The 14,366-nt window shown below is 70.8% G+C and carries 12 protein-coding genes; 7 read left to right on the forward strand and 5 right to left on the reverse strand.

The features are described 5' to 3' along the window. A partial coding sequence (locus AWZ10_RS17650; protein WP_060891541.1) for a TetR/AcrR family transcriptional regulator occupies positions 1 to 645 on the reverse strand: 645 nt, incomplete at its 3' end. A gap of 174 nt (positions 646 to 819) precedes the next feature. Between AWZ10_RS17650 and AWZ10_RS17655 the strand changes: the two genes are divergently transcribed. Continuing rightward, complete coding sequence (locus tag AWZ10_RS17655; RefSeq protein WP_060891537.1) at positions 820 to 3,066, forward strand: MMPL family transporter; 2,247 nt, start codon at positions 820 to 822, stop codon at positions 3,064 to 3,066. A 352-nt stretch (positions 3,067 to 3,418) separates the two neighbouring features. Continuing rightward, positions 3,419 to 4,459 (forward strand): zinc-dependent alcohol dehydrogenase family protein, encoded by a 1,041-nt coding sequence (locus AWZ10_RS17660; protein WP_046707958.1) that lies wholly within the window; start codon positions 3,419 to 3,421, stop codon positions 4,457 to 4,459. Between the two features lie 49 nt (positions 4,460 to 4,508). Here the strand turns inward: AWZ10_RS17660 and AWZ10_RS17665 are convergent, their stop codons facing one another. The 3 genes from AWZ10_RS17665 to AWZ10_RS17675 all read right to left on the reverse strand — a co-directional run bounded on the left by AWZ10_RS17665 (position 4,509) and on the right by AWZ10_RS17675 (position 6,648). Then, on the reverse strand, positions 4,509 to 5,084 hold the full coding sequence (locus AWZ10_RS17665) for a GNAT family N-acetyltransferase (protein WP_060891538.1): 576 nt from the start codon (positions 5,082 to 5,084) through the stop codon (positions 4,509 to 4,511). A gap of 62 nt (positions 5,085 to 5,146) precedes the next feature. Next, positions 5,147 to 5,347 (reverse strand): helix-turn-helix transcriptional regulator, encoded by a 201-nt coding sequence (locus AWZ10_RS17670; protein ID WP_060891539.1) that lies wholly within the window; start codon positions 5,345 to 5,347, stop codon positions 5,147 to 5,149. Between the two features lie 383 nt (positions 5,348 to 5,730). Next, positions 5,731 to 6,648 carry a sugar phosphate isomerase/epimerase family protein gene (locus AWZ10_RS17675; RefSeq protein ID WP_037703249.1) on the reverse strand — a complete coding sequence of 306 codons (918 nt, stop codon included), beginning with the start codon at positions 6,646 to 6,648 and terminating at the stop codon, positions 5,731 to 5,733. A gap of 124 nt (positions 6,649 to 6,772) precedes the next feature. Between AWZ10_RS17675 and iolC the strand changes: the two genes are divergently transcribed. The 5 genes from iolC to mmsA are packed head-to-tail and all read left to right on the forward strand — an operon-like array spanning position 6,773 to position 12,970. Beyond that, positions 6,773 to 7,723 carry a 5-dehydro-2-deoxygluconokinase gene (iolC, locus tag AWZ10_RS17680; RefSeq protein WP_060891540.1) on the forward strand — a complete coding sequence of 317 codons (951 nt, stop codon included), beginning with the start codon at positions 6,773 to 6,775 and terminating at the stop codon, positions 7,721 to 7,723. Positions 7,724 to 7,773: 50 nt separating this feature from the next. Then, the gene (locus AWZ10_RS17685) at positions 7,774 to 8,670 is read left to right on the forward strand and encodes a Cgl0159 family (beta/alpha)8-fold protein (RefSeq protein WP_046706814.1); all 897 of its coding nucleotides are present in this window, start codon (positions 7,774 to 7,776) and stop codon (positions 8,668 to 8,670) included. 7 nt (positions 8,671 to 8,677) lie between these two features. Further along, positions 8,678 to 9,571, forward strand: coding sequence for a 5-deoxy-glucuronate isomerase (iolB, locus tag AWZ10_RS17690; protein ID WP_046706801.1), 894 nt, complete (start codon positions 8,678 to 8,680; stop codon positions 9,569 to 9,571). Then, positions 9,568 to 11,451 carry a 3D-(3,5/4)-trihydroxycyclohexane-1,2-dione acylhydrolase (decyclizing) gene (gene iolD, locus AWZ10_RS17695; RefSeq protein WP_046706802.1) on the forward strand — a complete coding sequence of 628 codons (1,884 nt, stop codon included), beginning with the start codon at positions 9,568 to 9,570 and terminating at the stop codon, positions 11,449 to 11,451. The genes iolB and iolD overlap by 4 nt, the downstream gene beginning before the upstream one ends. 16 nt (positions 11,452 to 11,467) lie before the next feature. Beyond that, the gene (gene mmsA / locus AWZ10_RS17700) at positions 11,468 to 12,970 is read left to right on the forward strand and encodes a CoA-acylating methylmalonate-semialdehyde dehydrogenase (protein ID WP_046706803.1); all 1,503 of its coding nucleotides are present in this window, start codon (positions 11,468 to 11,470) and stop codon (positions 12,968 to 12,970) included. A 195-nt stretch (positions 12,971 to 13,165) separates the two neighbouring features. Here the strand turns inward: mmsA and AWZ10_RS17705 are convergent, their stop codons facing one another. Further along, entirely contained in the window at positions 13,166 to 14,005 is an 840-nt protein-coding gene (locus AWZ10_RS17705) for an SCO4651 family lipoprotein (RefSeq protein ID WP_060891542.1), read from the reverse strand. Between the last annotated feature and the right edge of the window lie 361 nt (positions 14,006 to 14,366).

The following is a 14,366-nucleotide window of genomic DNA, read 5'->3' on the forward strand; positions in this document are numbered from 1 at the left end:
GTTCGAGGGGGCGGCGGGCGGGTGGTCGCACACCAGGGGCTCCAGGTAGCGGAGCAGGACGTTCTTCAGCTCCTGGACGTACGCCTCGCGCTCGGCGCCCTCGCGGCCGAGCACCAGCTCCAGGCCCGCCTTGTACATGGCCACGCAGACGTGCGCGGTACGGGTGATGTCGGCGGCCGGTGTGTCGGACAGGAAGGGGGTGAGCAGCGCCTCGATCCGCGCGAGCAGGGCCGTGTGCAGGGCGTCGTGCTGCTCGGTGATCCGGCCGGGGGTGTCCGGGCCGTGCATCAGCGTGAAGATCACCGGGTGCCGGCAGTTGAAGTCGATGAAACGGTCGACGGCGGCGCCGACGGCCTCCTCCAGCGGGGTCGCCGGGTCCACCGGCGCGAGCGCCTCTCCGTACGTCTCCCGCATCTCCCGCATGAGCCGCTCGCTCAGCTCGATCGCGATCGCTTCCTTGTTCGGGAAGAACTGGTACAGCGTGCCCGGCGAGACCCCGGCCTCGCGGGCGATGGCGTTGGTGCTGGCGGCGGTGTACCCGGTCGAGCAGAACACGGAGGCCGCGGCTTCGAGGAGTTGGGCGATGCGGCGCTCGCCGCGGGCCTGGCGACGGCGCGGCTGCTCTTTCTCCTGGTTCACGGGCACGTGTTCATCCCCAGCTTTCCGGACGTGATTGACAAACACGAGTGGTCGCTCGCATTCTTGAGAAACGCGAGCGATCTCTCGTGTTTGCCAGTGTATGGCTCGGTGCTCCCGTGCTGCCCGGCAGCGCACAGCACGGATCAGAGCGACGGATCAGAGTGAAGGGGACACCGCACCATGACCGAAGTCAACCGGCCACCCCGAGTGGGAGGCTGGACCCGGTTCGTGACCGCCCGCCCCCGGCTCTCCCTGCTCGTCGCCCTGGTGCTCACCGCTCTCGCGGTCGTGGCGGGCAGTGATGTGGCCGACCGTCTCGGCAGCGGCGGCTGGGAGGACCCGGCCGCCCAGTCCACCTACGCGACGAAGGCCTTGGAACGCGAGTTCCCCGACTCCAACCCGAACTTCCTGCTGCTGGTCGACGCGGGCGGCGCCTCGGTCGACGATCCGGCCGTCGCCGCCGAGGCGAAGAAGCTGACCGAGCGGCTCGCCGCCGAGAAGGGCGTCACGGGCGTCGGCTCCTACTGGCAGACCGGCGCCCCGACCCTGCGCGCGGAGGACGGCGGGGAGGCGCTGATAGCGGCCCGCCTCACCGGCGACGAGACGGCGGTGAACAAGACCCTGGACCGTATCGCGCCCGAGTTCCGCGGCACCCACGGCCCGGTCGAGGTCAAGGTCGGCGGCATCCTCGCCGTGCGCCACGAGATGCAGACGATCATCCAGGAGGACCTGCTGCGGGCCGAGATGATCGCCCTGCCGGTGACCCTCGTCCTGCTGGTCATGGTCTTCGGCAGCGCGGTCGCCGCCCTGCTGCCGCTGGGCGTGGGCATCGTCGCGATCCTCGGCACCAACGCGATCCTGCGCGGCCTCACCGAGGTCACCGACGTCTCGGTCTTCGCCCTGAACCTCACCACGGCCATGGGCCTCGGCCTCGCGATCGACTACGCCCTGTTCATCGTGCGCCGATTCCGCGAGGAACTGGCCACCGGCGCCGACTCCTTGACGGCCGTCGCCACCACCCTGCGCACAGCCGGCCGCACGGTCCTCTTCTCCGCCCTCACGGTCGCCGTCTCCCTGGCCGCCATGATGGTCTTCCCGCAGTACTTCCTGAAGTCCTTCGCCTACGCGGGCATCGCGGTGGTCCTCCTGGCCGCGGCCGCGGCCCTGATCCTCCTCCCCGCGGCCCTGGTCCTCCTGGGCGAGCGCGTCAACGCCTGGGACCTGCGCAAGCTGTTCAGGCGCCGCAAGACGTCGGACACCGAAGGGAGCGAGTCCCCGGCCGTGGAGGAGGGTGCGGCCTGGGGCCGCATGGCAGCCCTCGTCATGCGCCGCGCCCCGTACTTCGCCATCGCCACGACAGCCGGCCTGGTCCTCCTCGGCCTCCCCTTCCTGGGCGTGAAGTTCGGCACGGCCGACGACCGCCAGCTCCCCTCGACCGCCGAGTCCCACGTCGTCCAACAGCACCTCCGCGACGGCTTCCCGGGCACCCCCGGCGGAGGCCTGGCGGTGCTGGCGGAAGGAAAGGCGACGAAGACGGAGTACGCCGCCTACAAGGAGCGGCTGGCGGACCTGCCCGAGGTGCTCCGGGTGGACGGACCCCTGGTCCAGGGTGACTGGGCCTACTTCACCGTGCAGCCGAAGGGTGAGCCGGTCGACGAGGGCGCGCAACGGCTGGTGGACGACATCCGGACCATGGACGCCCCCTTCGACACCTCGGTGACGGGCACGGCGGCGGTCCTGGTGGACACGAAGGCGGCGATAGGGGACGGCCTCCCCTGGGCCCTCTCCTTCATAGCGATCGTCACCCTGATCCTGGTCTTCCTCCTGACCGGCAGCGTGCTGATCCCCCTCCAGGCGGTCCTCCTGAACGCCCTCAGTCTCACCGCGATGTTCGGCGCGCTGGTCTGGGTCTTCCAGGACGGCCACCTCTCCGGCCTCCTCGCCTTCACCAGCCCGGGTTCCATCGAGACGACCCTCCCTGTCCTGATGTTCTGCGTGGCCTTCGGCCTCTCCATGGACTACGGCGTCTTCCTGCTCTCCCGCATCAAGGAGGAGTACGACCACACCGGCGACCACACCGCCTCCGTCCGCTTCGGCCTCCAGCGCACCGGCGGGCTCATCACGGCCGCCGCCGTCATCCTGGCCGTGGTCATGGTGGCCATCGGCACCTCCCGAGTGACCAACACCAAGATGCTCGGCCTGGGCATAGCCCTGGCCGTCCTCATGGACGCCATGGTCATCCGCAGCCTCCTGGTCCCGGCGGTGATGCGCCTGACGGGCCGCGCCACCTGGTGGGCACCGGCCCCGCTGAGAAGGTTCCACGAGAGGTTCGGCCTGAGCGAGGGGGAGCAGGCGCCGGTGGAACCCCCGAAGACGGAGGAGAAGTCGAAGGAGCCGGAGCCCGTCCCAAGCAGCCCCGGAGTCTGAGAGACGAGCAAGACGGACGGACGGGCGCCCCAACGGGAGGGGGCACGACTGGCCCGAAGAGCCGTCGTGCCCCCAGGGGCGCGGGGAACTGCGCGACAAGCCACGACGCTCCGGCACGGACAAGAATCACGTCAGCCGCCCTCTCGCCCCCAGCGGGGCCTGGGGCGACAGCCCCAGGAAAGCGCCGACCGGAGGTCAAAAGGGGGTCGAAGGGGCACAGCCTCTGGGGATGGGACGGGTAGGGGCGGCGGGGGCGAGAAACCCTCGTCCCGACGATGCGATGCTGACCGGGGCAGGGCCGGACCGGCAGGGAGCAGGATCACCGGCCCGCCGCAATCGAAAGGTGGGACACATGCGCGCAGTCGTGTTCGAGCAGTTCGCAGAGCCGGCCACGGTGAAGGACGTCGCGGCCCCCACCCCCACCCCCCACGGAGTCGTCGTACGCGTGGAAGCCACCGGCCTCTGCCGCAGCGACTGGCACGCCTGGCAGGGCCACGACCCCGACATCACCCTCCCTCACGTCCCCGGCCACGAACTCGCCGGCGTCGTGGAGGCGACCGGCGCGGCGGTCGCCGCATGGCGCCCCGGCGACCGCGTCACCGTCCCGTTCGTGTGCGCCTGCGGCACCTGCCCCGCCTGCGCGGCCGGGGACCAGCAGGTGTGCGAGCGGCAGACCCAGCCGGGCTTCACCCACTGGGGCTCGTACGCCCAGTACGTCGCCCTGGACCATGCCGACGTGAACCTGGTGGCGCTGCCGGACGAGCTGTCGTACGGCACGGCCGCCGCACTGGGCTGCCGCTTCGCCACGGCGTTCCGCGCGGTCGTCACACAGGGGCGCGTCGCGCCGGGGGAGTGGGTAGCGGTCCACGGCTGTGGCGGTGTGGGCCTCTCCGCCGTGATGATCGCGGCTGCCTCAGGCGCGAGGGTGATCGCCGTGGACGTCTCCCCGCAGGCCCTGGACATGGCCCGCAAGTTCGGCGCGACGGAATGCGTGAACGCGTCAGCGGAACCAGACACAGCCGCAGCGATCCGCGAGCTGACCGGCGGCGCCCACCTGTCCCTCGACGCCCTCGGCTCCCCGGCCACCTGCGCGGCCTCCGTCAACAGCCTCCGCCGTCGAGGCCGCCACATCCAGGTGGGCCTGCTCCCGTCCGAGACGGGCACCACCCCCGTGCCCATGGCCCGCGCGATCGCCCTGGAGCTCGAACTCCTGGGCAGCCACGGCATGGCGGCCCACGCCTACCCCCAGATGCTGGAGCTGGTCCGGGCGGGCGTCCTCCGTCCGGACCTCCTGGTGACCTCGACGATCCCCCTGGACGCGGCCCCCGCAGCCCTGGCGGCGATGGGCACGGCACCCGGCAGCGGAGTGACGGTCATCGAGCCTTGGCGCTGACCCGCCCACGCGGCCAGCTCCGCCCACGCGGCCAGCCCCGCCCACCTGGCTAGCCCCGCCCCCTGTCGGGCCGCCCCCGGTGGGCGGCCCATTCCGGCGCGAGGACCGACATCCGCACGGCGTCGATCCACTCGCCGTCCTGCCACAGGGTCTGCCGCTCGACCCCCTCGGACACGAAGCCGACCTTCTCGTAGGCGCGCCGGGCCCGGGCGTTGTGGGTGTAGACGTACAACGACACGCGATGCAGCCCCAGCCCCTCGAAGGCATGCCCGACCGTCAGCCGCACGGCCTCCGTGCCCAGCCCCCGGCCCCGTCCGCCGGGCCCGATCAGAATCCGGAAGCAGCAGCTGCGGTTGGCCTCGTCCCATTCATTGAGCACGGCCTCACCCACCAGCTCACCGCTCGCCCGGTCCACGATTCCGAGATCGAGGCGATCGGCCTGGTCGTTGCGGCTTCCGTACCAGGACCGCAGGCGTTCCAGCCCGAACTCCTCGGTCGGGCTGCCGGTGAGCCGGACGACCTCGGGGTCGGCCAGGACGCGCGCCATCACGGTCGCGTCGTCCTCGGTGAACGGCCGCAGTACGGCTCTCTCGCCGGTCAGTACGGGTTTCTGGGAAAAAGTCATCCCCGGATCCTGGACAGCGGACGGACCCGGGGACAAACGATTAAGGCGGGGTGCGGAGCGGATCAGTCGATCTTGCGCGCCCGGTTCCCCGGTCTGGAGGCGACCCAGGCGCGGACGGTGTCGGCGTACCAGTAGGGCTTGCCGTTCTCCATGTGGTCGGGCGGCGGCAGCAGCCCGTGTTTGCGGTACGAGCGGACGGTGTCGGGCTGCACACGGATGTGCGCCGCGATGTCCTTGTACGACCAGAGGCGTCGGTCGGTCATCAGTGCCACCTCCCTGCGCGCACCACGGCGGCGGCCGGGAAGACCATCGGGGGAGCCGGGCACTGCGCTGGCGATCACAAGCCTGTGCCCGGTCAACGACACCCTGTGATCACCGGCAAGGGCCGGTGGACCACATGTGACGGAAGGCCCGCATACACGTGACATATGTGACAGGGGGGTGTCTTTTGTGACATGACTGGCGCATTGGAGCGCCCTGCCGCTCAGGGGCAGCGGCAGCACCCCGTCAGGGGCGCGGGGAACTGCGCGACCAGCCACGAACCACCCGCAGCCACGAACCACCCGCAGCCTCGAACGGTCTGCAGCCTCGAACGGTCCGCAGCCTCGAACGGTCCGCAGTCCCCCGGCGCTTCCGCGTCGAGAACCTACGCGCCGCAGGACCTCAGGAACGCCCGGGTCCGCTGAGCGATCGGCAGCGGCTTGTCCGGCTCGCAGGGATACATGTCCTGCTCGACGATCGCGAACAGATCCACGTCCAGCTTCTGCGCGGCGGCCAGCACCGGCCCCAGCTCGGGCACACCCTTCGGCGGCTCGCACATCACGCCCTTGGCCACGGCCGGTCCGAACGGAATCTCGTTCGCGCGGACGTCGGCCAGGATCTCGGGGTCGACCTGCTTGAGGTGCAGATACCCGATGCGCTCCCCGTACGTCTCGATCAGCTTGACGCTGTCGCCGCCGCAGTAGGCGTAGTGCCCGGTGTCGAGGCACAGCGACACCACCGACGAGTCGGTGCCGTCCAGGAAGCGGACGACGTTCTCCTCGCTGTCGATATGGGTGTCGGCGTGCGGGTGGACCACGATCTGGAGGCCGTACTTCTCCCGCACCTCCCGCCCGAGCCGCTCGGTGAGCTGGGTGAGGTGCCGCCACTGCTCGACGGTCAGTTCGCTGGACTCCAGCACCTTGCCCGTCTTGTCGTCCCGCCAGAAGGAGGGGATGACGACGAGATGCTTGGCGCCCATGGCCTGTGCGAGGACCGCGTTGTCGGCCACGTGCGCCCAGGTCTTCTCCCAGACGTCCGGACCGTGGTGCAGGCCGGTGAAGACCGTGCCGGCCGACACTTTCAGGCCGCGTTTGGCGGTCTCCTCGGCGAGGACCGCCGGGTCGGTCGGCAGATAGCCGTACGGGCCCAGCTCGATCCACTCGTAGCCGGAAGCGGCGACCTCGTCGAGGAAGCGCTGCCAGGGGACCTGCTGGGGGTCGTCGGGGAACCAGACGCCCCAGGAGTCGGGCGCCGAGCCGACTCGGATGCGCGAGAGTGAGGACTGAGGTGACAACGACGTCATGGGAGTCAGCTTCAGTCCCGAAGCGGAAGGTGTCAATAGGTAGTCCGAATGTCTGGACAAAGTATTGACAGGGTTGCTCCGACGGGGCTAGACCTTGACCGAACCGGCGCGTGAAGGGAACTCGATGGCGTACGACCTCATCACCATGGGGCGGATCGGTGTGGACCTCTACCCGTTGCAGACGGGGGTCCCGCTGCCGCAGGTGACGTCCTTCGGGAAGTTCCTCGGCGGATCGGCGACGAACGTCGCGGTGGCCGCGTCCCGTCTCGGCCGCTCCACCGCCGTCATCACCCGCACGGGTGAGGACCCCTTCGGCGAGTACCTCCACCAGGCGCTGCGCGACTTCGGTGTCGACGACCGCTGGGTCACCCCGGTCCCGGGCCTGCAGACCCCCGTCACCTTCTGCGAGGTCTTCCCGCCGGACGACTTCCCGCTGTACTTCTACCGCCGCCCCAAGGCCCCGGACCTGGAGATCGACGCCCACGAGCTGGACCTCGACGCCGTCGCCGGGGCCCGGATCTTCTGGGTGACCGGCACCGGCCTGAGCGAGGAGCCCAGCCGCACGGCGACGCTCGCCGCCCTCGCCCACCGGGCCAAGGCCGGTACGACGGTCTTCGACCTCGACTGGCGCCCCATGTTCTGGACCGACCCGGCCGAGGCCCGCCCCTTCTACGAGGAGGCCCTGCGGCACACGACCGTCGCGGTCGGCAACCTCGACGAGGTCGAGGTCGCGACCGGTGTCCGCGAGCCGCAGGCCGCCGCCCGCGCGCTGCTCGACGCCGGGGTCGAACTCGCGGTCGTCAAGCAGGGCCCCAAGGGTGTCCTCGCCGTCAACAGCAAGGGCGAGTCCGCCGAGGTCCCGCCGCTGCCCGTCAACGTCCTGAACGGCCTCGGCGCCGGTGACGCCTTCGGCGGCTCCCTCTGCCACGGACTGCTCGAAGGCTGGGACCTGGAGAAGATCATGCGGCACGCCAACGCGGCCGGCGCGATCGTCGCCTCCCGCCTGGAGTGCTCCTCCGCGATGCCCACGGTGGAAGAGATCGAGGCGGCGGTCGCGGCAGGAGCGGTCCTGTGAGCACCACCGAGCCCGGCCGCTCCGCCGGCCCTGCCGGCCGCGTCTCCACCATCGGCCCCCTCGGCCGCGTCGACGTCTCCGCCCTCGTCCGCACCCGGGTCCACCACCCCGAGGCGATCGCCGAGGCCGCCGCCCGGCGTACCCGGCGCCCCCTGATCGGCGACTCCGGCCGGCTGATGATCGTCGCCGCCGACCACCCGGCCCGGGGCGCCCTCTCCGTCGGTGACCGCAAACTCGCCATGGCGAACCGGGCCGACCTCCTCGAACGCCTGTGCCTGGCGCTGTCCCGCCCCGGCGTGGACGGTGTCCTCGCGACCGCCGACATCCTCGACGACCTGCTCCTCCTCGGTGCCCTCGACGGCAAGGTCGTCATGGGCTCGATGAACCGGGGCGGCCTCGCGGGCGCCAGCTTCGAACTCGACGACCGTTTCACCGGCCACCGTCCCGAGGACATGCGGCGCCTCGGCTTCGACGCCGGCAAGCTCCTGCTGCGCGTCGACTACGACGACCCGGGCTCCCTCACCACCCTGGAGTCCACCGCCCGTGCCGTGGACGCGATGGCCGAGCGCAGGCTCCCCGTGTTCGTCGAGCCGTTCATCAGCCGCCGCGACCCCGCCACCGGCAAGGTCAGGAACGACCTGAGCGCCGACGCCGTCACCAGGTCGATCGCCATAGCGGCCGGGCTCGGCGGCAGTTCGGCGTACACCTGGCTGAAGGTGCCCGTCACCGACAACCCCGACGACATGGCCCGCGTGATGGAGACCTCGACGCTGCCCGCCGTACTGCTCGGCGGCGATGTCGGCGAGGACCAGGAGGGCGCGTACGAGAAGTGGCGGAGCGCGCTGCAACTGCCCACCGTGCAGGGCCTGGTGGTCGGCCGCTCGTTGCTCTACCCGGCGGACGACGACGTGACCGCCGCCGTGGACACCGCCGTAGGACTGTTGTGAGGGCCGCATGACACAGAAGACCGAGCTGTACGTACCCAAGGGCGCCACCGCGAACGCGGAGTACGCCGTCGACATCGACCCGAAGCGGGCCGGCTGGACCCACAGCAGCCTGCGCATCGTGGAGTTGGAGCCGGACGGGACGCACACGTTCACGACCGGGGACAGCGAATGGATCGTGCTGTCCCTCAACGGCGGTTGCACGGTGCGAGTCTCGGACGAATCGGATGAATCCGCCACGTTCGGTGAATCCGGTGAATCCGGTGAATCAGGTGAACCCGGCGGCGAGGAAGACGCAGAGTTTCAGATCCTGGGCAGGGAGAGCGTGTTCGCCGGAGTCTCCGACTTCGTGTACGCGCCCCGTGACGCCCGGGTACAGATCGCCTCCGGCGCGGGAGGCCGCTTCGCTTTGGCAGGAGCGAAGTGCGAGCGACGACTCCCCGCCCGCTACGGCCCCGCGCCGGAGGTCCCCGTGGAAGACCGCGGCAGCGGCACCTGCGCCCGCCAGGTGCGCAACTTCGCCTCCGCCGACGCCTTCGAGTGCGACAAGCTGATCACCGTCGAGGTCATCACCCCCGGCGGCAACTGGTCCTCGTACCCGCCGCACAAGCACGACGAGAACCGGCCGGGGGAGGAGACCGCGCTCGAGGAGATCTACTACTTCGAGATCGACGGCCCGAACGGTTTCGGCTACCAGCGGGTGTTCCCCTCCCGCGAGGGCGGATCCGACGTCCTCGCCGAGGTCCGTTCCGGTGACGCGGTGCTCGTGCCCGACGGCTGGCACGGTCCGTCCATCGCGCAGCCCGGCCACAGCATGTACTACCTGAACGTGATGGCCGGTCCGGGCTCCGAGCGGCAGTGGCGGATCTGCTTCCATCCCGACCACACGGAGGGGTACCGATGAGCACGATCCGGCTGACGGTCGCCCAGGCGCTGGTCCGCTTCCTGTCCGCCCAGTACACCGAGCGCGACGGCGAGCGGCAGCGGCTCATCGGTGCCACCTGGGGCATCTTCGGACACGGCAACGTCGCCGGCCTCGGCCAGGCGCTGGTCGAGTACGCCGACGACATGCCGTATCTCCAGGGCCGCAACGAGCAGTCGATGGTGCACGCGGCCGTCGGCTACGCCCGGCAGTCGAACCGCCTCTCCACGCACGCCGTGACGACGTCCATCGGCCCCGGCGCCACCAACCTCGTCACCGGCGCCGCCCTCGCCACCATCAACCACCTCCCGGTGCTGCTGCTCCCCGGCGACATCTTCGCCACCCGTCCGGCGGACCCGGTCCTCCAGCAGCTCGAAGTGCCCTACGCGGGCGACATCAGCGTCAACGACACGCTGCGCCCGGTGTCGAGGTACTTCGACCGGGTCACCCGCCCCGAGGCACTGATCCCGGCCGCGCTGCAGGCGATGCGCGTCCTCACCGACCCGGTGGAGACGGGGGCCGTGACCCTCGCCCTGCCGCAGGACGTGCAGGCCGAGGCGTACGACTGGCCGGAGGAGTTCTTCGCCGAGCGGACCTGGAACGTCCGCCGCCCGGCGGCCGACGTCGCCGAACTGGCCGCCGCGATCGCAGCGATCCGTGCGGCCCGCCGCCCCCTGATCGTCGCCGGCGGCGGCGTCCACCACGCCCGCGCCGAGGAGACGCTCGCCGAACTGGCCGCCGCCACCGGCATTCCCGTGGCGTCCACCCAGGCCGGCAAGGGCTCCCTCCGCTTCGACCACCCGCAGGACGTGGGCGGCATCGGCCACACCGGCACCGCGACCGCGAACGAACTCGCCCGCACCGCCGACCTGGTGATCGGCGTCGGCACCCGGTACACGGACTTCACCACCGCCTCCGGCACCCTCTTCGCCGCCGACGGCGTCCGCTTCCTCAACCTCAACATCGCGCCGCACGACGGTCACAAGCTCTCCGGGCTGCCGTTGATCGCGGACGCGCGGGCGGGGCTCGAAGCGCTCGCCGAGGCCCTGGAGCTGCACGGGCACCGGGTCGCGGACGGGTACGTCGCCGAGTACACGGAGGACAAGCAGCGCTGGGAGCACCGCGTCGACGCCTGCTTCGAGGCCGACGAGCCGGACACCCGGCCCACCCAGGCCCAGGTCCTCGGCCTCCTCGACGAGATCGTCGACGAGGACGACATCCTCATCAACGCGGCCGGGTCCCTCCCGGGTGACCTGCACAAACTGTGGCGGACACGGTCGCGGGACCAGTACCACCTGGAGTACGGCTACTCCTGCATGGGCTACGAGATACCGGCCGCGATCGGCGTCCGGCTGGCCGCTCCCGGGCGCCCGGTGTGGGCGCTGGTCGGCGACGGCACGTATCTGATGATGCCGACCGAGATCGTCACGGCCGTGCAGGAGAACGTCCCGATCAAGGTGCTGCTCGTGCAGAACCACGGGTACGCCTCCATCGGCGGCCTCTCCGAGTCGGTCGGCGGTGAGCGGTTCGGTACCGCCTACCGGCACCGCAACCCCGACGACGGCACGTTCACGGGCGCCCCGCTGCCCGTGGATCTCGCCGCCAACGCGGCCAGTCTCGGCATGCGCGTCCTGCGCGCCAAGACCATCCGCGACCTGCGTGCCGCCCTCGCCGAGGCGCGGGCGGCCGACACTCCCACATGTGTCTACGTGGAGACCCAAACGGCCGACACAGTGTCGGGCCCGCCTCCCGCGCAGGCCTGGTGGGATGTACCTGTGGCCGAGACCGCGACCCGCGCGTCGGCGGTCAAGGCACGCGAGGAGTACGACCGGCACGTCTCAACCCGACGCCGCCATCTGTGAGAAGGAGTTTCTCGGCATGACGAAGATCGTCAACCACTGGATCGGCGGCAAGACCGTCGAAGGCGCGTCGGGTACGTTCGGTCCGGTCACGGACCCGGCGACCGGCGCGGTCACCACCAAGGTCGCCTTCGCGACCGTCGACGAGGTCGACGCGGCGGTACGGACCGCCAAGGAGGCCTACGTCACCTGGGGCCAGTCCTCGCTGGCGCAGCGCACCTCGATCCTTTTCAAGTTCCGCGCGCTGCTCGACGCCAACCGCGACGCGATCGCGGAGCTGATCACCGCCGAGCACGGCAAGGTGCACAGCGACGCGCTCGGCGAGGTCGCGCGCGGCCTGGAGATCGTCGACCTGGCCTGCGGCATCAACGTGCAGCTGAAGGGCGAGCTGTCGACGCAGGTCGCCAGCCGCGTGGACGTCGCCTCCATCCGCCAGCCGCTGGGCGTCGTCGCGGGCATCACGCCGTTCAACTTCCCGGCGATGGTCCCGATGTGGATGTTCCCGATGGCCATCGCGACCGGTAACACGTTCGTGCTGAAGCCGTCCGAGAAGGACCCCTCGGCCTCCATCAAGATCGCCGAACTCCTCTCCGAGGCCGGTCTGCCGGACGGCGTCTTCAACGTCGTCCACGGCGACAAGGTGGCCGTGGACCGTCTCCTGGAGCACCCGGACGTCAAGGCGATCTCCTTCGTCGGCTCGACCCCGATCGCCCGCTACATCCACACCACGGCCTCCGCCAACCACAAGCGCGTCCAGGCCCTCGGCGGCGCCAAGAACCACATGCTGGTCCTCCCGGACGCCGACCTCGACGCGGCCGCCGACGCGGCCGTCTCCGCCGCCTACGGCTCGGCGGGCGAGCGCTGCATGGCGATCTCCGCGGTCGTGGCCGTGGGCGCCATCGGCGACGAACTCGTGGACAAGATCCGCGAGCGTGCCGAGAAGATCAAGATCGGCCCCGGCAACGACCCCACGTCCGAGATGGGCCCCCTGATCACGGCCGTGCACCGCGACAAGGTGGCGTCCTACGTCACGGGCGCGGCGGCCGAGGGCGCCGAGGTGATCCTCGACGGCACCGGCTTCACGGTCGACGGCTTCGAGGACGGCCACTGGATCGGCATCTCGCTCCTCGACAAGGTCCCGACCACGGCGAAGGCGTACCAGGACGAGATCTTCGGCCCGGTGCTGACCGTGCTGCGGGTCGACACCTACGACGAGGGCATCGCCCTCATCAACGCCTCCCCGTTCGGCAACGGCACCGCGATCTTCACCCGCGACGGCGGCGCCGCCCGCCGCTTCCAGCTGGAGGTCGAGGCCGGCATGGTCGGCGTCAACGTCCCGATCCCGGTCCCCGTCGGCTACCACTCCTTCGGCGGCTGGAAGGACTCCCTCTTCGGCGACCACCACATCTACGGCAACGACGGCACCCACTTCTACACCCGGGGCAAGGTCGTCACCACCCGCTGGCCCGACCCGGCCGACGGCCCCACCGGCGTCGACCTGGGCTTCCCGCGCAACCACTGAACACCCGCTGCGCATGCCCGCTGACCTGCACTCCCTTGGTCAGCGGGCATCGTCGGTGATCGCCCCGGCGCCACAAGGGGCAGGCGTGATCCGCCGGAAGGCGCGTAAGCCATACGCGAGGTGGTCCACCGAATGACGAAGGCCCCGCCCGGAATCCGGTGGGGGGCCGCCACCCACAGGTCCGGGCAGCCGGGGTCAGCCCCGCTGCTCCAGGTTCTCCCGCAGAACCTCGGTGACGTCGGCGGTCTCCCCGGCGGGCGGGGCCTTCACCTCGGCCGTGGCGCCGAACTTCTCGAAGTCCATGGTGATGGTCATGGCGCCCATCTTCTGCCGGAGCCGGATCGGCAGGTCGTCGGCGCCGACCCACACGTCCATCGTGACCTTGTCGGCGCCCCCGGTCACCGAGTCCAGGACGCTGCCCTCACCGGAGTAGGCGTCCCGGAACCTGCCCATCTGCTCCTTGCCGAGCAGGGCCCGGTAATGGGCGGCGGTCCGCCCGTCAACGCGCTCCTCACCGAGGTCCTCGAAGCCCTTCGCGTACTTCAGGCTCCGCATGGACGCCGCCGGGCTCACCCCGCTGTCGCCGCCGCTGAAGGCCTGGGAGCCCTTCTCACCGAACACCACCGACCCGTCGACCTTCAGCCATTCCTTGCCCTTGTAGGGCCCGGAGGTCAGCGGGTCGACGTTGTAGTAGTACGCGCCGTCCACGAAGAGGGCGTGGATGGTCGGGTCGTCCGTCAACTCCCCCATCCCGGCGGCCCCGGCGTCCATCTCGATGTCGTACGCGTAGCCGTCGCCCCAGGAGTAGGTGCCCTCCATGGTGACCGGGCCGTCGCCCGTGTCGGCGGTCATCTCGATCTCGGCGGACCCCAGCTCCTCGGTCCGGTCCGTCGCCCTCGTCAGCGCCGCGAGGATCGCGTCGGACCTGTCGACCGTCTCGGCGGCCCGCTTGACGGTCTCAGCGCCGCAAGCAGTCGTCGCCAGGAGCGCCGTCGCCGAGATCCCCACCCAGGCCGCGGTCTGCCGCAGCTTCATCTGCCCCACCCCGAAGATCCATGCCCGTCACGGACATGTGTGCCAGCTGTGAGCCGCGACTCTATCCACACCCACTGACACTCCCGCCACCCGATATCTCGGGCGGCGCGGCCACTTATCAGGTTGCTGTCATCTCCACCCGCCACCCGGCATACCGCATCCGCTGTATACCGAATTCCTCCCGTACGACCGTGGGATGCCCCACTCTTCCCCCTTGAGGGGGCCGTGGCCCACCGCCGGGGCCCCGTACCGTTGACGCATGGATCTTCGACTGACCGGGCCGCGACTGCGCGGAGCGCTGCGACGGAGGCCGCGACGGACCATCGCCGCCGCGGCCGCCGTCGTCGTGCTCGCCGGCGCG

The organism is Streptomyces europaeiscabiei (genome assembly GCF_001550375.1).
GTDB lineage: Bacteria > Actinomycetota > Actinomycetes > Streptomycetales > Streptomycetaceae > Streptomyces > Streptomyces europaeiscabiei.